Here is a 21,897-nt window from a genome sequence, read left to right on the forward strand (position 1 = left end):
TCATGTCCGGCGAGCTTGTCGATCACCCGGACCAGTTTGACCGGATCGCCAAGTGCTAATAGCTCTTCAACTGGAGTGCGGACTTAATCGTCCATGAATGTTCGTCGTAGTCGGAAATGTTTCGCATGCCGAATTCAAGAGGGCGACGGTCCAGAAAATCCGTGCGAAAGCAACCGGGTTCGAGCGGCGTGACTTTGGCGCCGAACTGGGCCACTTCGAGCGCGAGCGATTCCGAGAAGCCCTCGATCGCAAATTTGATCGCGGAATACAGCGTGCCGCCCTGGCAGCCGCGAACGCCCGGGATGGATGGGATTGCTTCTGGGTTGCCGGCCGATGCGATGACGCAATCTCCGGCGGCAAGCGCCGCCTTGACGATCTGAGAGCCGATAGCGCGGCCGGCGCCTGTCACAAACCATGTTCTTCTCATGTCGCTATTCCTGTTCCGGGGGATGGGAGCGGTCTATGTTGTGCAGCATAGTTATAGGGGCACACGTGTGCAATATGGAGTTAACCCGGACCAACTGCTCAGATGGTTTCTCACCTGTTGCATCAAGCCCAATGCGCGCATATGGGCGCTAGCACGGAGTAAGCACTTCGACAAAAATCACTGGCGCTCTGAGCAGAAACACTGCGATAACCGCCGAAGTGCTGGGTGTCGTGCACCCATCGCATCGCTTACCTGCGTCTTCGGCAAGCAGACGTGAAACCGTCAGGCCACCGTGCCGCCCGTCTCGACCGTACTTCCGGCTTGCGGTCGCTGGCCACGACGATCGTCGTCAGCATGCCGATCAGTTCGATAGCGGCGCCGAGCATGAAGCCGCTGCCATAGCCGCCGAGGTACTGCACCGCGAAGCCCATCATCGTAGGACCGACGATGCCGGCGATGTTTTTCATCAGGTGCACAAAGCCGCTCCCGTCACCGATATGCCGGCCTGGCACGAGCTCATGCATGGTGGCCAAGCACGCCTGCGACGGCGCCGTGAGAAACGTTACGGCGCATGCGACCAGGATCACGGCTTGCAAGGTGGAATCAACCATGCTGAAGCCAGGCATCGCCCGAACCGACAGCGCGAGCAGTACCACCGCCGAGATCATTCGAGCGGGCAGCTTGCCCTTCGTGCGCTTGAAGACGGCGTCGGCGACCGGACTGCCGCCAAAGTAGTCAATGCCGCCACACGCTCAGAGCGCCGCGCTCAGGACGCTCATTTGCTTCATGTTGAGGTGGGAGGGCGTTAGTGAAGTAGCCAGGCATCCACGAGATGAACACGAACAGCGTGCAGTTCGCCGCCGACAGTCCGACGCCGAGCGAAGGCAGCCAATCGGCTTCCTGACTCTGCTTCGACCGACGGGTATGCGATGCCATACGTCATGGTGGCGATATTGCGCGGTGTAAAATGCCGCACCGACACGATCGCAGATGATTGTCCTCGCGCCAATGACCAGGGCGTTTACGTGCCAGAAAGGCCCTCTAAATTTAATGTGCTTCTAGTGGAGAGATTATCAATATGGGTTCCAACGACACGCAGGGAGCAAGACCGCCACTGCGAGGGGACGCGGGTGTCACGATACGCGATATAGCGAAAGCGCTGAACATCTCGCATACAACGGTCTCACGCGCGTTGGCCGATAGCCCGAAAATTAGCGAGCTGACCAAATCGCGTGTTCGAGCGGTGGTTGCGCAGATGGGCTATCTCCCATCCGCCTCAGCGAGAATGATGCGTGGTAAGCGCAGCTCGCTTGTGGGCCTCGTCATTCCAGACGTACAGAACGACTTTTACGCGACCGTCGCAAAAATCGTGGCTGACTCCCTCGCATCGCATTCGATGCAGCTTCTGCTTTCCGTCACCGATGATAACCCGGACCGCGAATTGCGCGAACTGAGGGCCATTCTCGAGACGCGCCCGGCTGGCTTAATCATTGTCCCGACAGCGCAGCCCCGGCCGGAAACCGCCGCGTTGTTGCAGAACGTCGAAACTGTACAACTCGTACGTGTTCACGCCGACCTTGCCGGCAGTGCAGTCGTTATCGATGATCGTGCAGGGATCAAAGGGGCGACCCGGCACCTCCTTGATAGTGGGCATAGACGACTCGCATTCGTGGGTGGCGACGAAACACTCAGTACGGGACGAGAGAGGCTTGGCGGCTTCCAGGACGCGCTGGCCGAACGTCGCCTGAAGCCCGCGAATATAGCGCTCGGATCCCCGCGTCCGGAGTTTGCGCGATACGCTGTCACCTCCATGATGTCGGCAAGGAACCGCCCGACGGGAATCATCCTCGGCAGCGCTGAGTTGACTCTGGGTGCGCTGCAGGCGCTGAGGGCACTGAAACTCGCCTGGCCACGAGATGTCTCCGTCGTTGGGTATCACGATCCTGCGTGGTTCGAATTAGCCGAAGGGGGCATTACAACAGTGCGGTTGCCGGTGGAAGACATCGCCACCACTGCGACTACTGTCCTGCTGTCCCGTCTCGACGAGCGCCAAACGAATGGCGCACCGGAGGTCTCGCACGGCACCGTCCAGTTTGAACCGTCTTTGGTGCTGCGAGGATCGACCAGATCGTTGTGAGTTATCTGTCAGGCGAGAAGGGCGGCCACGATCCCCCATTAGCTGGAGGACGATCGGAGCTTCCAGGCCCTGACCGATCCCACACAGCCGCGGGCTGGCCCGGGCCGCCCGCTGTAGCCGCACGGGCCGGTATGCACCGCCTCAACTCCCCGTTCCCGGCCTATCTCCTACGCCACTTCACAGCGTGCGCATTTGAGTGGCTGCTGCCGCCACTGGTAACAGGATGCCACCGACACAAGAAGGGACACTAGGGCCAGTTCGGTGAGTAATGCAGCGTGCATCGCGCGCAGATAACTCCCACAACTTTCACCCAGGACTAGCTGAATATGCCTCCCAAGATTGCGGATCCGGGTCCAAACGCAGCCTGCTGAACCGTCGCAAGCATTGCGCTTCCCGCACCAGCCTGCCGTGCTGGAACGTCCGACAGGCCAATCCGGTAAGCGCAGCTGACATTAAAAGTCCGGCCAAAACCAATCAGGGCGGTTGCCACGAAGCGGCTACAGTTGACCCAACGTCGCCATCGGCGTGACTAACCCCAATCACTTGTGCCGCGTATTTCCTGCCGGGCGCTACTGACGCCGGGCCGGAGCGGTGGTCGACACTGCAGCTGCAAGGGGCATGATGAATGAGGCCGGAAAATTGAAATGCACACGTGTGCGTTAGTTTGCCCTATACTTATGCCTGAGCGCGCCTTCTTTCGGGGCTGCAATGAAACACCGTATCCATTGAGCAATGGGGAACCATGGTGATGCCGGAAGACTGGTTGGACGCGGAAAACGAAGGGATCGGTCATCTGGCGATCCACGTACAGGCATAGGAAGGAATGGCGATGATTGTCGAGCAGCGGACCTACACGGTCAAACCGGGTGCGGTACCGGCATATCTGGACCTCTATCTGCGGGAAGCCATGGAGGTCCAAACGAAACACCTTCCTCAGATGGTGGGGTACTTTTCGACCGACATCGGCCCGCTTAACCAGATTATTCATATGTGGGGCTACGCCGACCTGAACGAGCGTACACGGTGCCGTGCAGCACTGTATGCTGACCCAGTCTGGCAAGCAGTGGCAAAAAAGCTTTTCGAGCTGATTGAAGCAATGGAAACCAAGATTCTCGTGCCGACGGCGTTCTCGCCAATCAAATAACGGGATGACAATGAATGCGATGCAGCAGCGTGATATGCGAAGCATCGAGGAAGAGTGATGCCGTGCGATGACTGGCAGCGATATTGCGGCGCCGGTCATTGAGTAAAAGCTGATGCGGTTCGCCGTGGCTTCAGACGAAGCTCGAAGCCCTAGGTCAAACAATCGGGGCATTGAAGGCGTGCAAGGCGTTCCCTTATAGTCCTATTCGCCGCGGAATACACTCATCCGCTTGATGCTTCACGCGAGCGCGACCAGCGACCATTCCGCGGGAACATTGGACAGCCCGCGCAGCGAGAACTGCCGGAATCCCATTACGCGCTTGATGATGCCGAACACCCGCTCGGCGGTGTTCTTTGCGCTCGTCGGCGCGTAGTGATGCCCTGGTCAGATTCTTCCAGAATACAAACTACAGAGCCCGACCATCTACACGATATAACCAACGCGAGAGTATTTGGACACAAAATCAAAACATGAGTTGCGTTTCTGCGTGACTTTGTCGGGACTGCATTTTCCATGAAACACGCTGAGTATTCACGGAACGGGCGAGGTTTGGATCGTGGCATGCGCCTCGACTCACTGACTGACGTAGATCTGTTGCGAGGCTAATGCGTGCTTCGGTTGGGGCCTACGAATACCGCCCCGACCGCAAAGCTATTTTTTGATTGGGTACCTGATTAGTGTTCCGGGTCAATCGACCATCTGACCAAAGCGACCGCTGTTGAAATCCGTAATAGCCTGGTTGATCTCCTCGATCGTGTTCATCACGAACGGACCGTGACCGACGATGGGTTCGTCGATCGGCTCACCACTGAGGAGGAGTACCGTGGCATCGCTGTTGGCTTCCAGTTTGGTGTCGCTACCTTCGCGATCGAGTACCACCATCTGCGCTTCTCGGGCAAGCTGTGAACCGTTAATTTGCACGGAGCCTCGCAGAATCACCAATGCCAATGTGTGTCCCTCGGGCACGCTAAAGCTCGTAACGTGTCCCTTATTCAGCCGGATATCCCACACATCGATTGGTGTAAAAGTCTGCGCCGAACCGCGATGTCCTTTGTATTCGCCAGCGATTACCCGCACCGTGCCGGCGCCGTCAGACAGTACGACGGTGGGGATGTCCTGGTTGAGCAAGGTCTGGTAGCGCGGTGCTGCCATCTTGTCCTTGGCAGGTAAATTCACCCACAACTGCACCATTTCCAATGCTCCGCCAGTACGGGTGAAATCGCGCGAGTGAAATTCCTTGTGCAGGATGCCGGAGGCTGCTGTCATCCACTGGACGTCGCCCGGGCCAATCTTGCCGCCCGCTCCAGTGGAGTCGTTATGTTCGACCTCGCCCTCGTAGACGATGGTCACCGTTTCAAATCCTCGGTGTGGATGCTGGCCAACGCCGCGAGGTTTGGTAGTGGGATTGAATGTTGTCGGCCCAGCATAGTCCAGCAACAGGAATGGGCTTAATTGGTGACCATGCCTGTCATAGGTAAACAACGAGCGAACGGGGAAGCCGTCGCCGACCCAATGGCCTGCCGGTGCGCTGATAATCCCGAGGATCTTCGTCATGACAATCTCCTGTGAACGTCAAGCCAAGGGGCCAGACATCGAGGACCAGATGATAGACCTCGGGCGATATGCTGGATAGCGGCATAGTTTGAACGTTGTGTTCTATCAATAGAACGATAGAGATGCCACCATGCAGGATCTGAACGATCTTGATGCATACCGCCGAACGTAAGGCGCTGATATCAGAAGACCCGGGATGTCGAGATTGGTTAGGACTTCATGACTTGTACCGTAACCGGGTGACGACGTGGGCAGCGTCTCTTCAAGCGTGACGAGATCAGCGCGATCCGCTGCCGGTTTACATCGTTACCCTGTATTGCGCAGTCCGGCCGCGATCCCGTTGATGGTCAGATGAATCCCGCGGCGCACGCGCGCGTTCGTATCGCCCGCGCGGCGACGCTTGAGCAACTCAACCTGCAAGTGATTCAGCGGATCGAGGTACGGGAAGCGGTTCCTGATCGAACGCGCGAGCAGGGCATTGTCCGCGAGTCGCTCGCTCTTGCCGGTGATCTCACCGAGCGTCTTCGACGTGCGCTCCCATTCCGCGACGATCCGCTCGAACACATGCTTGCGCAGCTTCTTGTCGGACACTAACTGTGTGTAGCGCGACGCGACCGCGAGGTCGGTTTTCGCCAGCACCATGTCCATGTTCGACAGCAGGTTCGCAAAGAACGGCCACGTTTTGTACATCTTCTTTAGCAACGCAAGACGCCGCGCGCGCTCGGCGTCGGACGGCGCGCTGTCCAGATGCGCAGCCACTGCGCTACCGAAGCCATACCAGCCGGTCAGCAGCACGCGGCACTGACCCCACGAGAAGCCCCACGGAATCGCCCGCAGATCCTCAATCTTGCGTTGCTTCGGATCCTGCAGCTTGCGCGACGCCGGCCGGCTGCCGATGTTCAGTTCGGCAATTTCCGAAATCGGTGTCGATTCGAAGAAATAGTCCTTGAAGCCGGGCGTTTCGTAGACCAGTGCGCGGTACGAGGCCATTGCCGCGTCGGACAATTGCTGCATCGTTTTCTCGAAGGCTGGCAATTGCGCGGGCGTTTTGCCGTGCGGCAGGAGCGAGGCTTCGAGTGTCGCGGCGACCACGGTTTCGAGGTTGCGCCGGCCGATCTCCGGATTGCCGAACTTGCTGGCAATCACTTCGCCCTGTTCGGTTAGACGAATCTGGCCTTCGACTGCGCCCGGCGGTTGCGACAGGATGGCCTGATAGGTCGGACCGCCGCCACGTCCGACTGTGCCGCCCCGGCCGTGGAACAGCCGCAGCGTTATGCCTCGCTCGTTGAAGAGCGACACCAGCGCGCGTTCCGCACGGTACAGTTCCCAGTTCGACGTGAGGAAGCCGCCATCCTTGTTGCTGTCCGAATAGCCCAGCATCACTTCCTGCTCACCGCCTTGATGTTCGATCAGCGAATCGACGCCTGGCAGCGCGATCAGATCTCGCATAATATGCGACGCTTCGCGCAAGTCGGGGATCGTCTCGAATAGCGGAATCACCATCAGGCCGGCTTTGGCGGGCTCGTGCGGGTCACCGAAGTGTCCATGCAGCAGGCCGGCTTCTTTTTGCAACAAGATCACTTCAACCAGATCGCTGACGGTTTCCGTGTGCGAAATGATGTAGTTCCGCACGGCGCGTGCGCCGAACGTCTCGCGCGTCATGCGGGCCGCTTCGAGCACGCCCAGTTCGCTTATCACGAGATCGGAGTACTCGAGGTACGGGGAGCGGAGCAGACGCGGCTGTGCGAGTTCGGCCAGTAGTACGCGCAGCTTGTTGGCTTCGGACAACCCGGCGTAATCCTCTTCGACGCCAGCGCGCTTGAGCAATTCGGCGATCACGGCTTCGTGAATGTCCGAGCTCTGGCGCAGGTCGATGCTGGCGAGGTGGAAGCCGAATACTTCAGCGGCACGCACGAGCGGCGCCAGACGCGGCGCGGCGAGCGCCGCGCCATGATGCTCGGTGAGCGAATCGAGCAGCACATGCAGATCTTGTGCGAAAGCGGCGGCGTCGTAATATGGCTCGGCGTCGAGATGCGCGCCGCGCGTTGCGATCACGCCTTCGCCGAGCCGCTTGCGGACTGTCGCGGCGAGCCGTGCATATACGCCGATCAGGGCACGGCGGTAGGGCTCGTCGACGCGATGTGGCGACTGGTCCGGCGACGCCGCGGCAAGCGCCTTCAGCGTGTCGCTTGCGCCCGTCAGCAGATTTGACACCGAGAGCTCGGCGCCGAGCTTGTGCACCTGTTCGAGATAATGTTCGAAGATCACCGCGGCTTGGCGCGTGATCGCTTCCTGGAGGGTCGCGGCTGTCACGTTCGGATTGCCGTCGCGGTCGCCGCCGATCCAGCTGCCCATCTGTAAGAAGGGCGGCAGGCGCGCGTCGAGTCCGTGCTCGGCGAGCGCGAACTCGATATCCGCATACAGCGCCGGGATCTCGTCGAGGAAAGTGGTCCGGTAATACGACAGCGCGTTTTCGATTTCGTCGGCCACCGTCAGGCGTGCGTCGCGCAGCATTCGTGTTTGCCACAGCGAGGTGACGCGGGCGCGCAGCATCGTTTCGTTGTGCGCGTGTTCTCGCTCGGTTAGCGGCTGGTCGCGCTCCGCAAGCAGGCGGGCGATGTCGTGCTGGGCATCCAGAATACTCTTGCGCTGCACTTCAGTCGGGTGCGCCGTCAGCACCGGCACGATCAGCGCTTCGTTGAAGAACTGTTGCAAGACCGGCGTGGCGGCCGCGTTGGCATGTGTCAGCCGTTCGAGCGCGTAGGCAATGGTGCCGGCCTGCGCCGCCGAACCGGCCAGCGCATCAATCCGGTGCCGGCGATTGCGATGGCGGTCTTCCGCAATGTTCGCCAGATGCGAAAAATAGCTGAACGCCCGCACGACGCTCATGGTCTGCTCGGGGCTCAGCGAGCTGAGTTTCTTGTCGAGCATCTGCGCGGCGCTGCTGTCGTCTTCGCGGCGAAACCGCACGGCGGCCTGGCGGATCGTCTCGATCACGTCAAACACCGCGTCACCCTCCTGTTCGCGTACCACGTCGCCGAGCAGCCGTCCTAGATAGCGGATATCCTGTGACAGCTGCTGGCCCTTATCCGCGCGAGTGCGGCTGGCGCGTAGGCTTGACGACGCGTCCGCTGCGCTGCCACACGCCCGTAGCGTTGCCTCCCCGAGCAGTTCAACGTCGCGCCCAGATAACGTGGCGCTGGCCTCGGAGTTATTGCGGCCCAGAGAGTGAGGCCGTGTCAACGGCGCTGCTTTGAAAGGCGTCATGTTTGGTTTCCTGAAGGGCTATGAACCGAGACGGGCCAGGTAAAAGGCTGCTTTGCCAACGCCGTGCGTCTCCCGCCACATCCTAGAGCACACGTGTGCCCAGCGCAACCGCGTAGCGCTTTTTTGTTAGTGTTGGGTGCTCTCCCGAGGATGTCTGCCACGACTTGTCCACGGCGGTGTCGCAGTATGACGCGTGAAGGAACTGCGGCCGCTATGCAAAGGAGTCCCTAGGTTGCCACGTCAAAGGATTGATAGGTGCCAGATGGATGCGTCCTGCGAGCACTTTCATCTGTCCTTGGGCGATCATTCGCACGGTCTCCACGGCGGCCAGAAGGGTCCGCGCACAGCGAAAAGTTTTGAATTACGGCATGGGCGGCTTGCTCGCAGCGACGACGGTTCGATTCAGTTTCGCTCGCCGCATGGAGTTGCATGGTAAACCCCGTATTGCACACGTGTGCTTTTGCCAATAATCTTTTGCCTGTGCGATGCAGAGGCCGCCGCACGCAGTGCATCGCGGGAGCGGGGCTTTTCTGGACGAGGTTTTCAGGACAATCTGATGAACGAAACTGTTTTTTTCACGCGGGGACCGGCCGGAAAGCGCGCCTCCGTCAGCGTGACCTTCGACAACCTGGGAGAGGCCTGCGATATCAGCATGGGCCGCTGGTCCACAGCGGACCCCGTCGGCGACCACTACACCGCAACTCGCGTGCTGCCCCGGTTGCTGGCCGAGCTTGATGGCCTGTCCGTTACTTACTTCATCGAGGCGGTGAATGCCGAACTGTATCCGGCAGAACTGAAGGCGTTACGGGATGCGGGGCACGAAATTGGCTTGCACGCGTGGAGACATGAAAACTGGGGGCGTCTGACTTCGGACGAACAACGCTCGAACCTCGCAACGAGCGTCGCGGCACTCCGTTCGATCGGCGTTGATCCGACGGGTTTTCGTCCGCCCGGCGGCGCAATCGATGCAGACTCACTCGCTTTGCTACACGAGAGCGGCTTCACCTATTGCTCCCCTGTGTCGGGCGACAGGCAGATACGGTTACAGCAGGGGATGGTCGTTCTGCCGTTCGCGTGGCAGCACGTTGACGCCTATCTGATCGATCCCGACCTGGCTGAGTTTCGCGCATCCAACGGTGATCACCGCACTCCCGCGTCGGCGGATGAGTGGGAGCAAACGCTCAATCATGCCTTCGATGAGGCGGTGAGCGCCGGTCAGCATCTGACGGTCATTTTTCATCCCTATCTTTTCGGTGCCGACGAACGACTATGGCAGGTCCTGAGCAGGTTTCTGCACCGTGTGCGAGCGCGCGACGATGTATGGCTCGCCTCGTGTCGTGAAGTTGCAGAATGGACAAGACCGCTTCTGTCAGGCACGTCGGCGCTGACTTCTGTCGCGCCGCCCGCATAGGCACGCCGGCGCCCTGATTACTGGCCTTTGCGGGCCGTTTCTTTAATTCGTCGGAGGAGCAAGAGAATGTCACATCAGGAAAAGAATGTTCTGGGAGCGGTCAGCGATGCCGCTATTGACCCGAAAGACAAAGAGCGGGCAATCACGCGTCGGGCCCGTAACCGGATCCGCGGGCTTAGCCACCATGCTTACTACACCACGGATGCAGAGAAGACACGGCATTTTTACGAAGATATTCTGGAATTGCCGATGACCATTGCGCTGCGCATTCCGGACGAGGTGTTTACTGGCAAACCAGCCCCGTACTGCCACTTTTTCTTTGAGATGGGGGATGGGAGCAGCATCGCGTTTTTTGACTATCCGGATATCTTCGATGGCGAGCCGCCGTTCACGGTGTCGACTGTCTATCACCATCACATCGCAGTTAACGTGGACAGTGTTGCGGCGATTGAATATTTCCAGAAAAAGCTTTCGTCTGAGGGCTACGAAGGCACTTATGTTGACCATGGCACTTTCTTCTCCCTTTACCTGAGGGACCCGAACGGCATGAACCTTGAATTGACGTATACGCCTCCTATGGCGGAGGAGTACAACCTTCGTGCCGAAAAGACGGCGCACGCAGAATTGAAAGCATGGGTTGCCACGCGCGCGTAGCAACGGGTGATGCCGGGGCAGAGGTTCGGAGCCATCAGATGGTTTCGAACTTCTTCAGGAATGCTTCGGTTTTGGAACGATCGGACGTTGTCAAAACAATAATAATGCCTGCCGGACGCGTCTCAAGGATCGCGCTGATCTTGGGCTATCGGCCAGCGCGTGCGAAAGTCGTATGCGAAATGTTCAGTGCTCGTGCGATGTCGTGGATGGTCACGCTCGCGCCGCTTCCGGATGGCAACTTCGGGTCCGATGCTACCTTGCCCAACACATCGATTACCTGCACTAGCGTCGTGTAGCGCCCGATATACCGTGCAATGCCGGCGGCATACATAACCGCCGGCTGCAATGCAGCAGTACGTTCTACTGCTCCGCGACGACTGGATTCGACAGTGTCCCAATCCCTTCGATCTCCACCTCGAACACGTCGCCAGGCTTGATCGGTCCGACGCCCGACGGTGTGCCGGTCATGATCACGTCGCCTGGAACGAGTGTCATGAACGAGCTCAGGTAGGCAATCAGCCGGGGTACCGAAAATAGCAGATCCGAGGTATTGCCTCGCTGTTTGACCTCTCCGTTCAAGCGGCCGACGATCTCAAGATTCCCCGGCTTCAGGTCGGTGCTGATCACTGGGCCGAGCGGTGCAAACGTATCGAAGGCCTTGCCCGCGAACAGGCAGCCGAAGCGCATTTCCTCTTTCTGGATAACGCGGTCGCTGACGTCGTTGCCGCAGGTGTAGCCGAGCACATAATCGAGCGCGTCTGCTTCGGACACACGCCTCGCGATACGCCCGATCACCGCCACGAGTTCCGCTTCGTAATGGATCACTTCGCCCAGCTTCGGATACACGATCGGGTCGTTGGGGCCGGCCAGCGCCGACTCCGGTTTGACAAACAGTATGGGCACCGTGGGAGTGTCCCAGCCGGTTTCCTTGATGTGCGACACATAGTTGAATCCGGCACCGAAAATCCGCGGATTCTCGACTGGCGCGAGTAACGTCACGTCATTAGCAGCTACGTAGGTGCCGGTCAGCCGGACCTCGCCGTCAAACGGCGAGCCGGAAAGGTGCTCGATCGTACCGTCGTCTCGCAGATCGCCGTATGCAACGACGTCGCCCAGCTTGAAACGCGTGATCTTCATGATTTGCTCCAGTTGAGGGAAGGTCGAATCCGGCCTGTTTGCTTACCATCCGGAAGGATTCACGTGTGCCCATTATGTCGAGCGGTATTGTTTCTGTAAAGAGAATCGAGAATGCGAACTACATTGGCAGAATCACGAACGTCCCCTGAATGAGCGGTTTGGCGAAACCAGAGCACGCTGTCTCAATCTGGACCGGGGTAAACCCCTAAACATTTTTCATGGCACACGTGTGCTCAATTCGCTATATTACGAACGAGACAAGTACAGAGTGGGATGTTCCGATGAATGTTGAACTGGATGCGGAAGATGTATCGGCACTGGTTGCGTCGCTGCGCCGCATGGGCCTCGTCGGTGCGGATGAGGCGCCGCGGCTGACGCCGCTGACCGGCGGGGTGTCGTCGCAGATCGTGCGTGCGGACACCGCTCGCGGCACGGTGTGCATCAAGCGCGCACTGGCAAGACTCAAGGTGGCCGCGCAATGGTTAGCGCCGCTGGAGCGCAATACAGCCGAGGTGGCGTGGATGAAATTCGCCTCCACGCTGGTTCCCGGTTTCGTGCCGCAGATCATTGCCGAGGATCAGACGGCGCGTGCTTTCGCGATGGCCTATCTCGACCCTGAAAACTACCGGGTCTGGAAAGATGAACTGCTCGCCGGCAATGCGAAGATCTTCACTGCGCGCCAGCTCGGTGCGAGGCTCGCTGCGATCCATCAGGCGAGCGCCGGCAAATGCGACCTGGCGCGGAGCTTCGCGAACGATGCGAGTTTTTTCGCGCTCCGTCTCGAACCTTATTTTCTCGCGGCGGCGGAGGCGAACCCGGATTGCGCGGCCGAGCTGATCCAGCTGAGTGACGACACGGCAGCAACGAAGTGCGCGCTCGTTCACGGGGACGTCAGCCCGAAAAATATTCTGATCGGTTCGGCGGGACCGGTTCTGCTGGACGCCGAGTGTGCATGGTATGGCGATCCCGCGTTCGATGTTGCGTTTTGCCTCACCCATCTGCTGCTGAAATGTCTGCAGCGACCCGACGCGACGGCGCGCTTTCTTGCCTGTTTCGACGCGCTCAACGATGCGTATTTCGCGGGCGTCGCGTGGGAGAACCCGGCGGACGTGGAGGCACGCGCGGCGCGCCTGCTGCCGGCGCTGATGCTTGCACGGGTCGACGGAAAGTCTCCTGTCGAATATCTGAAGACGCCTGAAGACCTCGCGCGCGTGCGCAGCTTCACCAAGCCTTTTATCGTCGATCCACCGAAGACACTCGACGCCATCCGAAATCGCTGGAACAAGGAACGAGCATGAACACAGGTATCAGGAAAATCATTGGCCGCCGGATCTGGGACTCGCGCGGCAGACCGACCGTGGAGGTCGACGTCGAACTCGTGAGCGGCGCATGGGGGCGCGGCATCGCACCGGCCGGGGCATCGCGCGGCAGCAACGAGGCCATCGACCTGCGCGACGGCGGCAGCGCATTCGCGGGCTTCGGCGTGCAGCGCGCATTGCAGAACGTCAATGAGATCATCGCACCGGCATTGACCGGCATGGAAGCGCTCGACCAGGAGTCTGTCGACGCGCGTCTGATCGCACTCGACGGTACACCGAACAAGTCGCATCTCGGCGGCAACGCGACGATCGCCACTTCGATGGCGGTGCTCAACGCGGCGGCGGCGGCAGCCGGCATGCCGTTGTGGCGATATCTCGCGGGCGGCCAGCCAGTGCGCATGCCGTTGCCGGAAATTCAGATTTTTGGTGGCGGCGCGCATGCCGGCCGCCGCATCGACATTCAGGATTTCCTCGTGATGCCGCTCGGCGCCCAGAGCTTCGACGAAGCGCTGTGCATGGTGGCGGATGTCTACCGGGCCGCGGGCGATCTGATGGAGTCCCTGGGTCGGCGCGCCGGGGTGGCGGACGAGGGCGGATGGTGGCCGGATTTCACGTCGAACGAAGAACCGCTCGAGCTGCTGACCCGATCGATCGAGCTTGCCGGCTATCGCCACGATCAGGTTGCGATCTCGCTGGATATCGCCGCATCGGAATTCGGTCGTAACGGGCGTTACAAGCTCGCAGTCGAGAACCGCGAATACGATACCGGCGAATGGCTGGAGCAGATGTACGAATGGCTCAAGCGCTATCCGATCGTGTCGGTGGAAGATCCGGTTGCCGAGGATGATCCCGAAGGCATGCGTGCCTTCACCTCCGCGGTGGGCGATAGCGTGCAGGTAATCGGAGACGATTTTCTCGTCAGCAATGCGGATCGCGTCAACGCCGCCGCGGTAGCCGGGCAATGCAACGCAGTGCTCCTCAAACCGAATCAGGCGGGCACGATCACAGAAACGCGCCGTACCATGGAAGCGGCGAAAGCGCTCGGCTGGGGTATGGTTGTATCGGCACGATCGGGGGAGAGCGAGGATACGATGATCGCGCATCTCGCAACGGGCTGGAATACCGGACAGCTGAAGGTTGGTTCGTTCGCACGTTCCGAGCGCATGGCGAAGTGGAACGAAGGCCTGCGCATCGAAGAGCAGATCGGCAGCAGTGCAAATTTCGCGGGCTGGTCGGCGTTACCGCTGCGGAGTCTCGCATGAAGGCCGTGCTTCAATACCGCGCGAGCCCCGGCTTTCGCGAGCGGCTACGCGCGAGTGCGCCTGAGTGGCTCGACATCGTGGTCGTGGACGAGAACGACGCCTACGCGATTCGACGTGAACTCGAGAACGCGGACGTGCTACTGCATGTGCTGACACCCGTCACCGCCGAGATGCTTGACGCGGCACCCAGGCTCAAGCTTGTGCAGAAAATCGGTGTGGGCACGAACACGATTGCGGTCGACTCGGCGAAGTCACGTGGCATCGCCGTGGCGAATATGCCAGGAACCAACAGCCAGGCCGTCGCCGAGCATACGCTGGCACTGATGCTGGCCGCGCTGCGGCGGGTCGCCTACCTCGACAGTGCGTGCCGCCGCGGCAGCGGCTGGAACCTGCCGCTCGACACGTTCGATACGGTGGGCGAACTGTCGGGCCGCACGGTAGGCTTCGTCGGATACGGGGCGATTCCGCGCAGACTGACGGCTGCGCTGGTTGCGCTCGGTGCCCAGGTGGTCTATTACGCGCGCAACCCCGCAGCGGACCCCGCCGCGCGGCATCTAGCGTCGCTGCAGGCCTTGCTCGCGCAGGCGGACATCGTGTCGCTGCACATTCCGCTCACGCCCGACACGCGCTGTCTGCTTGACGCCGACGCGCTTCGTTTGATGAAGCCGGGCGCTGTGCTGATCAATACCGCACGCGGCGAACTGATCGACGAACCCGCGCTTTTCGATGCGCTGCAATCGGGCAGGGTGTCTGCAGCGGGACTCGATGTGTTCGCAACAGAGCCCACCGTTGCCGACAATCCTCTATTGTCGCTGCCGAATGTGGTCGCAACGCCCCATATCGCGTGGCTTACCCCGCAAACGCTCGAGCGGAGCATCGCCGTGATCGTGGAGAACTGCCGCAGGCTGCGTGATGGCGAAGCGTTGTTGAATCTGGTTTAGTGGAGAACGCACAGGAGCGCGAGCGTGCATCGCATGCCGATCGCTAGTGTACTGAGTTGGAAATTCATAGGAAAAACTGCGAGGGTAGTGATCGTTGCTTCGTTGGGTCGAGTTCAGTATCCATCACGTGGAATGACAAAACTCCATTTGGGCCGCAACCACATCTTGCCAAGTGCAAGAGGGCGCGACCTAACCAACGGCAATGACGTTGTAGGAGAAACGGATGAGCGCAGAAAATACGAGCGCGTACCGCCCGGGCACTTCGAATTGGTCCGGGGCGCGATCCGATCGACCGGCCACATCGCTAGAGCCGCGCAGGACAAGAGCCCGAGGGTATCGGTGATCAACGCCCGCGGCGCAAGGCTGTCTTTATGAGCAGCTGACGGCCGGCGTGCTCGGCTTACGCCTCTATCAAAACGTGTATTTCGCCGAAGCATTCCGCCCGGACTTTCAATCGGTGCCGCCGGGCCATCCTAACGCGTGTAGTTTCCGCACTGCGCTGTCTTCGGTGCGATCGTCCATATAGCGAACATCGAAGCGATTCGACTCAAGCGGTACCTAGAAGCTTTGTATCGTTGAATAGATCAACTATCGCGCGAACACCAGGTATGCTTCATGCAGATATCCTTCATACACGAGCGAGACCGTGTTTTGTGCTTCGGCCTTGTGAATGCGCGCACTAGCCATGTGGGAGTTCTTCAGTTCCGTTACTCTAACCCTCCTCATGTTCTTGCTGTTTAACGGAGCGGCGCGCAACGTTCGTCTCGCAGCTTGGATCGGACCATACTTGGCGCATGGTCTCCGCCGTCTCCCAATTGCGCATATGCTCGGGTAAACCAGATTGCTCACGTGTGCCTTTTCTCCTATGCTTGGTCCTGAGACGTTGAAATTGGGCGGGAGACAGCGCACAGGGTTGTCGGCTGAGGGAAGCGAAGTCAAGGGAACTTGCCTCAACCTACTCCGGGAAGAGCAACGGAACTGACCGATGGTTGCGGCAGGTCCTGCGCGAATTCCTCGAAAGACTCAAGCGAACGACGACGTGTGGCTCGCGCCGCGTCCCCAGGTGCTGAATGGGTAGCACCTCGAATCTCGAACACGTTGGCTGTTGACTCTACGCCGCTCGCATAGACATAAGCGGCATTACTAACCAGCCTTGCCAGGCCGGTTTCATAGGTCCATGAAGGAGCACGAGCATGTCCCATCAGGAAGAAAATGTCCTTGGCGCGGTCGGCGAAGCCGCGATTGACCCGGCGGATAAGGAGGCGGTTGTAGCTCGTCGCGCGAAGAATCGAATTCGCGGAGTCAACCATCACGCGTACTACTGCACCGATGTCGAAAAGACGCGGCACTTCTATGAAGATATCCTGGAGCTGCCCATGACGATTGCATTGCGCATTCCGGAGGAAGTGTTCACAGGCAAGGCGTCGCCGTACTGCCATTTCTTCTTTGAGATGGGGGACGGAAGCTCGATTGCATTTTTTGACTATCCTGACTTTTATGACGGTGAGCCGCCATTCCAGGTGCCGACCGTCTATCACCATCATATCGCCATCAATGTAGATAGCGACGAAGCGATTGAGTACTTTCGCGGCAAGCTGGAGGCCGAGGGGTATGGCAGCACCTACATCGATCACGGAGCGTTTCATTCGCTCTACCTTAAGGATCCGAGCGGCATGAATCTTGAGCTATGCTACTCACCTCCGATGGCGGAGGAATTTATGCTCCGGGCGACGAAGGTCGCCCATGCTGAGCTTAAGAAGTGGGCCGCCACGCGCGCGTAACAGCAGCGTTGAAGCAGAAGAGGTCGCGCCTGCGACCTCTTTCAATGACCGGCCATGGTGCTTGCGTTGAGCCATAATTCCTGGCCGACGAGGCAATACGGGACCGAGTAAAAGCTCTGCTCGAACTGAACATGAGCCTCCGCCGTGCACCTTCCCACTAGCCCAAACTGCGAACTCCGGCGGGACGGTCTGGCAAGTTGATCAGCAGGCTTCGTTCAACCTCCGCGCAGCGCTTCAGAGGCATCTCGCGCGCAGTACCATGAATGCGGTTGCCGGCCTCGTTCATCGCCCAGGCGTGTATCCGGGGAGGTTGGCGTCGACGAGGCCACGGAACTCGCGTAAGGGCAAGAAGCCGTACTTCACTCCGCTCGACACCGAAAAACCACGCTCAAGACGAAAAATCGCCTGTTCCCGCCGCCGAGATCTTCTGAGCGCCCTGCTCAAGAGTTAGCAGGTGCCGCGTTCCACCAGAAGATATCCACCCGACGAGAATGCACGATGCAGGAATTGACTCGACCACTATGAACTCAATACCGCCAACGAACCCTGCCCATGGAATGCACGTGAAGCGGGACGCCCGGCGGACGTCGCATAGCCTTGTGCGAATTCTTTGGCGCGCTCCGGCCTCGCAAACAGGAAGCCCTGCGCAAGTGGCACGCCGATCGTGTCCAGCACATCCTGCTGTGCGCGCTCTTCGACGCCTTCGGCGACAACGAGTGCCCCGACTTGTGCTGCGAGGAAAGTAATACCTTCGAGCAGCGCGCGATCGTTGCCGGCAACGCCCTGGACGAATTGCCGGTCGATCTTGATGTAGTCGAAATGAAACCGCTGCAGCAAGGCAAGATTGCTGTTCTCTGTCCCGAAGTCGTCGACGGCGAATTTGACACCCTGGCGCTGCAGCCGGGCCAAGCTGTCTTTCACGCCGTCGATGCCCGCGAGCAAGCCGCGTTCGGTGATTTCGAGCACAAGCTGAAGTCGGGTCTGGCTGGCAGAGAGGATCTCGCTCAAGTCGCCGGGAAAGCCGCGCAGACCTGCATGGAATGCCGAAAGGTTGACGGTGAGCCTGAACCCGTTTGGCAGCTTCATGGCACCCAATTCCTTGAGCGCTCGCCGGAGGACGAATTGCGTCAGGTCCGCGATCACCGGACTATCCTCCACTTCGCCAATGAAATGACCCGGCATCACCAGGCCCCGGCGGGGATGCTGCCAGCGCACCAGCGCCTCGGCGCCCACCCATTTCCCTGTCGCCACTTCGACGATCGGCTGATAGACCACGAGGAATTCGCCGCGCGCGAGACCTCGGCGAACCCGACGGATCAGACGTTGTCGTGGCGTGTATCCGCTCAGATAGCCGGCGGCGATCGCCAGCCCCACCATCATGCCGATCAGCATGGCAACGTTTTCGACATCGCCCAGATCCTGTTGCCGCCACGTTGGACCACCTTGTACCGATACGGAAAACAGGGCGTCAGGAGCCGAATAACTCGCCCATCCCTTGCCCGGGGCGAAAGACGCCAGAATCTGTCCGTCGCTGGTGAACGCACTGCCATCGGTGCTGGTAATTGTCGCTGACTGGGCCCCAGACGCCCGCACCCGTCCAAGCAGATCGTCAATGTATATGCCGCTGACGACGAGGCCAATTCCGGCTCTGTCGGACAGGCGGTCGTACACGACCATCGCTGGACTCTTCGGGAAAAGCGGCGTGCCAGCACGCATCGCTACGCTGATGCCTGGTCGGAACGGCGAAATATACGCACTCAACGGGACGTCGCTGGCTCCCGATACCGTCGTGCAGTAGACGCGATTGTCCCTGGAAAAAAAGGCATTGCGAACGTACAGGGCAATCCTCTTGTCGCCCGTGAGGCCTGCGACGACCCTGGCGCAGGACTGTCCCTCAAACGGTGCAAGTTGCTGCCTGTCGCGTTCGACGATGGCGATGATCCGCGCCAGGGACCGGCCAATATCCTGCGCCAGCGCTGCCTCGCGCTGAAGTGTGCGCTCTGCCGCGATGTGGTAGCCCACCGCCAGCGAAGCTGCCACAGCGGCACCAAAGAGAGCCGCGGCCGAAGTCCACGTCTTCCACGGACGCAACGCCACAGCGACAGCGCGATGAAATACGGCGGCAGTCAGTTTTGTGATCACGATCATATTGAAGTAGTCATGCAGGCGAGTCGGTGTTGCGATAGGCACCTGGCGTAACGTGTAGTCGGGGCCGGCGTGAAATCCACACGTACCTGGGCGCAGCCGGTCAGGCGTTAGTCTGAGACGAATACCGTAATGGCCTCTGGATCGTCCAACCCGAACGCGTGGACGCGTCCCGCGCGGACGTCGAGTATCAGCCGCTCGATCAACTCGACTCCCTGAAATTCAGAGTCAACGTTGCCGCTCGGCGTGACTGCGATTTTTTCGAGCAGCGCGCGCCGACGGTTAAGCAGATACGACACGGCACTTGCGCGTGTCAAAAAAAGACGATCCATTTCAACTTCCAACGTCTCGCTCAATTGCGGCTTTTCGGCGCTGAGGGGATACGCATCCCGCCGCAAAAAAAAACCGACCGGGTTAGGGTCGGCTAAAGATTCTGGCCATTCGGGGGTCATGCCAGAACCTGAGAGAAAATCAGGCATCCGATATTCATTGGCCGCTCAATGCGCCTGAGACAGCCAGGCGGACGCGGGCTCCTGTGTCGACCGACGCGTTCGCGGACATGTGCCGCACCAGGCGTATGAAACTATCCGCTATCCATGCGTGGCTGATTCCTGATCCAGTGTGGCGAGGATGGCATTGGTGAGTTCAAGCAGCGTCGAGTGATATTCAGCGGGCAAGGGCATATCGTCCATGTACGACAGGGCATCTTCAATGCCCTGCCGGAATGACCGGGTGACCGCAGCACGCTGCGACGTCGTGAGGTGCGGCAGGGTGGCATCAAAAAACGCGCCCAGCACCATGGACCGCGCGCCAAGCATGCTGACGGTTTTCGTGTTGGTGGTCATGATCCCGGCCATCTTGCCCAGCACCTCGTCGGTATTGTTCAATTTTCCACCCGCTCAGAATGCCTGCCAGTCCACGGCATCACTGCTGTCTGTCGCGACGGTGGTGCTCCGGTCTGCCCGCACGACTGAACTCGTCACTGGCCCGGTCAATGGTGCACGAGGAGTCGTGCGAACGGTCAGTGCCGAGCGGCGCGGTTCACTCCGCTGGGCAACCGCTCGTGACGCCGAGGGTCCCGTTTCGCCGACCTTGAAGAACGCCACCGTTTCACGCAGGCTTTGGGCCTGCCCGGCCATCGACTGCGCCGCCGCCGAGGCCTCTTCGACCAGCGCGGCATTCTGCTGGGTCACCTGGTCCATCTGGCTGACGGCCTGATTCACCTGTTCGATGCCGGTGCTCTGCTCCTGCGACGCCGACGAGATTTCGCCCACGATATCGGTCACGCGCTTCACCGACACGACGATCTCGTTGATCGTGCTGCCTGCTTCCTCGACGAGCTTCGAGCCGGCGTCCACCCGGTTCAGCGAGCTGCCGATCAGATCCTTGATTTCCTTCGCCGCAGTGGCGCTGCGCTGGGCAAGCGTGCGGACCTCACCGGCCACGACAGCAAACCCCCGACCCTGTTCGCCCGCGCGGGCTGCCTCGACCGCCGCGTTGAGCGCGAGGATGTTGGTCTGGAAGGCGATGCCCTCGATCACCGTGATGATCTCCGACATCTTTGCTGAACTGCCGGCGATCTCATGCATCGTCTCAACCACCCGCCCGACCACCTCGCCGCCGCGCTGCGCGATGCCCGAGGCCGTGCCGGCCAGCGTCGCTGCCTGCCTTGCGTTATCCGTGTTATGGCGGACCGTGGCGGTCAGCTGTTCCATGCTGGAGGCGGTTTCTTCGAGAGAGGCCGCCTGCTCTTCGGTGCGGCTCGACAGATCCAGATTGCCCTGGGCGATCTGCGCACTCGCGGTCGCCACGCCTTCGGCGTTCTCGCGCACCTCCGACACCACCCCCAACAGGCTGTCGCGCATGGCCTTCAGCGATGCCATCAGGCTGCTCGTGTCGCCGGGACGCAGGTCGATCCTGACGCCCAGATCGCCGGTGGCGACGCTCCTGGCCAGTTCGGCGGCGGTCGCCGGCTCGGCCCCCAACTGCCGCGTCACGCTGCGCGTGAGCCAGACCCCGATTCCGACACCACTCAACACGGAGAGGACCACCAGGGCGATCATCAGCGTGCGGCTTTCCTGATAGAGCATCCGGTTCGAGTCGGCACGATCCTTCGCGCCTTTCTGCTTCAGATTCACCACTACGTCCATCAGGTCGTCGACCTTGTTGGTCCTCGAGCGGAAATCGCCGAACAGGTAGTCGGTCAGGTCACTGCGATCCTGTAGCGAAGCAGCACGGGCCCGGGCCTGCATCTCCCTGACGGCCTGCGCGTAATCCTGCCAGCTCTGGTCGAGCTCGGCGAAGGCAGCCTTACCCTTCTCGCTAACTAATGTCTGTTTGGCTTTATCGAGGTTCTCACGCGTCAGTGCCAGGTTTTTTTCGCTGTCGGCGAGGAATGCGGCCCGCTGCTCGGCGCTCGTGGCCAGGATGGCGTCGCGCAGGGAGCGGCTGACATACAGCAGGTCGATGTTCGCCTCCTGGGTAAGGTCAAGCCCGATCAGATTGACACGGTAGATATCGTCGCCGTTGTCGTTAATCTGATCCATATCGCGGATGCCGATCCCGCTGACGATGGCGCCGATGGCACACACCAGGATGAAGGCACTGATCAGTCTGGTACCCAATTTCATGTTGCTGAATTTCATAGTTTCACTTTTCAAGGTCAACGAGGTACTGCGTGTCCAGCTGATCGTTAAAATCTCGCGACGATTACACCGA

Annotated in this window: 17 protein-coding genes and 2 pseudogenes; 8 read left to right on the top strand and 11 right to left on the bottom strand. The window is 60.0% G+C overall.

Features of this window, described 5'->3' with window-relative positions; all coding sequences use genetic code 11:
• Positions 1 to 55: 55 nt before the first annotated feature.
• Entirely contained in the window at positions 56 to 427 is a 372-nt protein-coding gene (locus P0D84_RS27755; protein ID WP_408341852.1) for an SDR family NAD(P)-dependent oxidoreductase, read from the bottom strand.
• A gap of 248 nt (positions 428 to 675) precedes the next feature.
• Positions 676 to 1,038 (bottom strand): MFS transporter, encoded by a 363-nt coding sequence (locus tag P0D84_RS27760; protein WP_408341854.1) that lies wholly within the window; start codon positions 1,036 to 1,038, stop codon positions 676 to 678.
• A 467-nt stretch (positions 1,039 to 1,505) separates the two neighbouring features.
• Here P0D84_RS27760 and P0D84_RS27765 point away from each other — a divergent pair, with 467 nt between their 5' ends.
• Positions 1,506 to 2,564, top strand: coding sequence for a LacI family DNA-binding transcriptional regulator (locus P0D84_RS27765; protein WP_408341856.1), 1,059 nt, complete (start codon positions 1,506 to 1,508; stop codon positions 2,562 to 2,564).
• 829 nt (positions 2,565 to 3,393) lie between these two features.
• Positions 3,394 to 3,708 carry an NIPSNAP family protein gene (locus tag P0D84_RS27770; RefSeq protein ID WP_408341858.1) on the top strand — a complete coding sequence of 105 codons (315 nt, stop codon included), beginning with the start codon at positions 3,394 to 3,396 and terminating at the stop codon, positions 3,706 to 3,708.
• 237 nt (positions 3,709 to 3,945) lie between these two features.
• On the opposite strand, the pseudogene P0D84_RS27775 reads toward P0D84_RS27770, so the two are convergent.
• From P0D84_RS27775 to ppc, 3 genes and pseudogenes are all read right to left on the bottom strand, one after another.
• Positions 3,946 to 4,062: pseudogene (locus P0D84_RS27775) on the bottom strand (transposase); the annotation flags it as partial.
• A 333-nt stretch (positions 4,063 to 4,395) separates the two neighbouring features.
• Positions 4,396 to 5,262 (bottom strand): pirin family protein, encoded by an 867-nt coding sequence (locus tag P0D84_RS27780; protein WP_408341860.1) that lies wholly within the window; start codon positions 5,260 to 5,262, stop codon positions 4,396 to 4,398.
• Between the two features lie 306 nt (positions 5,263 to 5,568).
• The gene (gene ppc / locus P0D84_RS27785) at positions 5,569 to 8,529 is read right to left on the bottom strand and encodes a phosphoenolpyruvate carboxylase (RefSeq protein WP_408341862.1); all 2,961 of its coding nucleotides are present in this window, start codon (positions 8,527 to 8,529) and stop codon (positions 5,569 to 5,571) included.
• 556 nt (positions 8,530 to 9,085) lie between these two features.
• On the opposite strand from ppc, the gene P0D84_RS27790 reads away from it, so the two are divergent.
• Positions 9,086 to 9,940 (top strand): polysaccharide deacetylase family protein, encoded by an 855-nt coding sequence (locus P0D84_RS27790; RefSeq protein WP_408341864.1) that lies wholly within the window; start codon positions 9,086 to 9,088, stop codon positions 9,938 to 9,940.
• 66 nt (positions 9,941 to 10,006) lie between these two features.
• Positions 10,007 to 10,594 carry a VOC family protein gene (locus P0D84_RS27795; protein WP_408341866.1) on the top strand — a complete coding sequence of 196 codons (588 nt, stop codon included), beginning with the start codon at positions 10,007 to 10,009 and terminating at the stop codon, positions 10,592 to 10,594.
• 360 nt (positions 10,595 to 10,954) lie between these two features.
• Here the strand turns inward: P0D84_RS27795 and P0D84_RS27800 are convergent, their stop codons facing one another.
• Positions 10,955 to 11,731 carry a fumarylacetoacetate hydrolase family protein gene (locus P0D84_RS27800; protein WP_408341868.1) on the bottom strand — a complete coding sequence of 259 codons (777 nt, stop codon included), beginning with the start codon at positions 11,729 to 11,731 and terminating at the stop codon, positions 10,955 to 10,957.
• A gap of 281 nt (positions 11,732 to 12,012) precedes the next feature.
• On the opposite strand from P0D84_RS27800, the gene P0D84_RS27805 reads away from it, so the two are divergent.
• From P0D84_RS27805 to P0D84_RS27820, 4 genes are all read left to right on the top strand, one after another.
• Positions 12,013 to 13,029, top strand: a complete 1,017-nt coding sequence (locus P0D84_RS27805) for a phosphotransferase family protein (protein ID WP_408341870.1) — start codon at positions 12,013 to 12,015, stop codon at positions 13,027 to 13,029.
• The gene (eno, locus tag P0D84_RS27810) at positions 13,026 to 14,312 is read left to right on the top strand and encodes a phosphopyruvate hydratase (RefSeq protein WP_408341872.1); all 1,287 of its coding nucleotides are present in this window, start codon (positions 13,026 to 13,028) and stop codon (positions 14,310 to 14,312) included. The genes P0D84_RS27805 and eno overlap by 4 nt, the downstream gene beginning before the upstream one ends.
• Positions 14,309 to 15,253 carry a 2-hydroxyacid dehydrogenase gene (locus tag P0D84_RS27815; protein WP_408341874.1) on the top strand — a complete coding sequence of 315 codons (945 nt, stop codon included), beginning with the start codon at positions 14,309 to 14,311 and terminating at the stop codon, positions 15,251 to 15,253. Before eno ends, P0D84_RS27815 begins: the two co-directional genes overlap by 4 nt.
• A gap of 1,193 nt (positions 15,254 to 16,446) precedes the next feature.
• Positions 16,447 to 17,034, top strand: coding sequence for a VOC family protein (locus tag P0D84_RS27820; protein ID WP_408341876.1), 588 nt, complete (start codon positions 16,447 to 16,449; stop codon positions 17,032 to 17,034).
• A 59-nt stretch (positions 17,035 to 17,093) separates the two neighbouring features.
• Here P0D84_RS27820 and P0D84_RS27825 read toward each other — a convergent pair.
• The 5 genes and pseudogenes from P0D84_RS27825 to P0D84_RS27845 all read right to left on the bottom strand — a co-directional run.
• Positions 17,094 to 17,409 (bottom strand): annotated as a pseudogene (locus tag P0D84_RS27825) (Mu transposase domain-containing protein); the annotation flags it as partial.
• Between the two features lie 144 nt (positions 17,410 to 17,553).
• The gene (locus P0D84_RS27830; RefSeq protein ID WP_408341878.1) at positions 17,554 to 19,224 is read right to left on the bottom strand and encodes an EAL domain-containing protein; all 1,671 of its coding nucleotides are present in this window, start codon (positions 19,222 to 19,224) and stop codon (positions 17,554 to 17,556) included.
• A 65-nt stretch (positions 19,225 to 19,289) separates the two neighbouring features.
• Positions 19,290 to 19,658 (bottom strand): hypothetical protein, encoded by a 369-nt coding sequence (locus P0D84_RS27835; RefSeq protein WP_408341880.1) that lies wholly within the window; start codon positions 19,656 to 19,658, stop codon positions 19,290 to 19,292.
• A 111-nt stretch (positions 19,659 to 19,769) separates the two neighbouring features.
• Positions 19,770 to 20,066, bottom strand: coding sequence for a hypothetical protein (locus P0D84_RS27840; RefSeq protein WP_408341882.1), 297 nt, complete (start codon positions 20,064 to 20,066; stop codon positions 19,770 to 19,772).
• A 12-nt stretch (positions 20,067 to 20,078) separates the two neighbouring features.
• Positions 20,079 to 21,824 (bottom strand): methyl-accepting chemotaxis protein, encoded by a 1,746-nt coding sequence (locus P0D84_RS27845; RefSeq protein ID WP_408341884.1) that lies wholly within the window; start codon positions 21,822 to 21,824, stop codon positions 20,079 to 20,081.
• Between the last annotated feature and the right edge of the window lie 73 nt (positions 21,825 to 21,897).

Origin of the sequence: Paraburkholderia sp. RL17-337-BIB-A (genome assembly GCF_046025895.1) — a bacterium.
Lineage (GTDB): Bacteria > Pseudomonadota > Gammaproteobacteria > Burkholderiales > Burkholderiaceae > Paraburkholderia > Paraburkholderia fungorum_C.

Bases quoted from the DNA above. Each gene is read 5' to 3' on its own strand.
- eno (WP_408341872.1), top strand. From the start codon at position 13,026: ATGAACACAGGTATCAGGAAAATCATTGGCCGCCGGATCTGGGACTCG.
- P0D84_RS27815 (WP_408341874.1), top strand. From the start codon at position 14,309: ATGAAGGCCGTGCTTCAATACCGCGCGAGCCCCGGCTTTCGCGAGCGG.
- P0D84_RS27800 (WP_408341868.1), bottom strand. From the start codon at position 11,731: ATGAAGATCACGCGTTTCAAGCTGGGCGACGTCGTTGCATACGGCGAT.
- P0D84_RS27805 (WP_408341870.1), top strand. From the start codon at position 12,013: ATGAATGTTGAACTGGATGCGGAAGATGTATCGGCACTGGTTGCGTCG.
- P0D84_RS27760 (WP_408341854.1), bottom strand. From the start codon at position 1,038: ATGGTTGATTCCACCTTGCAAGCCGTGATCCTGGTCGCATGCGCCGTA.
- P0D84_RS27820 (WP_408341876.1), top strand. From the start codon at position 16,447: ATGTCCCATCAGGAAGAAAATGTCCTTGGCGCGGTCGGCGAAGCCGCG.
- P0D84_RS27780 (WP_408341860.1), bottom strand. From the start codon at position 5,262: ATGACGAAGATCCTCGGGATTATCAGCGCACCGGCAGGCCATTGGGTC.
- ppc (WP_408341862.1), bottom strand. From the start codon at position 8,529: ATGACGCCTTTCAAAGCAGCGCCGTTGACACGGCCTCACTCTCTGGGC.
- P0D84_RS27795 (WP_408341866.1), top strand. From the start codon at position 10,007: ATGTCACATCAGGAAAAGAATGTTCTGGGAGCGGTCAGCGATGCCGCT.
- P0D84_RS27790 (WP_408341864.1), top strand. From the start codon at position 9,086: ATGAACGAAACTGTTTTTTTCACGCGGGGACCGGCCGGAAAGCGCGCC.
- P0D84_RS27845 (WP_408341884.1), bottom strand. From the start codon at position 21,824: ATGAAATTCAGCAACATGAAATTGGGTACCAGACTGATCAGTGCCTTC.
- P0D84_RS27770 (WP_408341858.1), top strand. From the start codon at position 3,394: ATGATTGTCGAGCAGCGGACCTACACGGTCAAACCGGGTGCGGTACCG.
- P0D84_RS27755 (WP_408341852.1), bottom strand. From the start codon at position 427: ATGAGAAGAACATGGTTTGTGACAGGCGCCGGCCGCGCTATCGGCTCT.
- P0D84_RS27835 (WP_408341880.1), bottom strand. From the start codon at position 19,658: ATGCCTGATTTTCTCTCAGGTTCTGGCATGACCCCCGAATGGCCAGAA.
- P0D84_RS27765 (WP_408341856.1), top strand. From the start codon at position 1,506: ATGGGTTCCAACGACACGCAGGGAGCAAGACCGCCACTGCGAGGGGAC.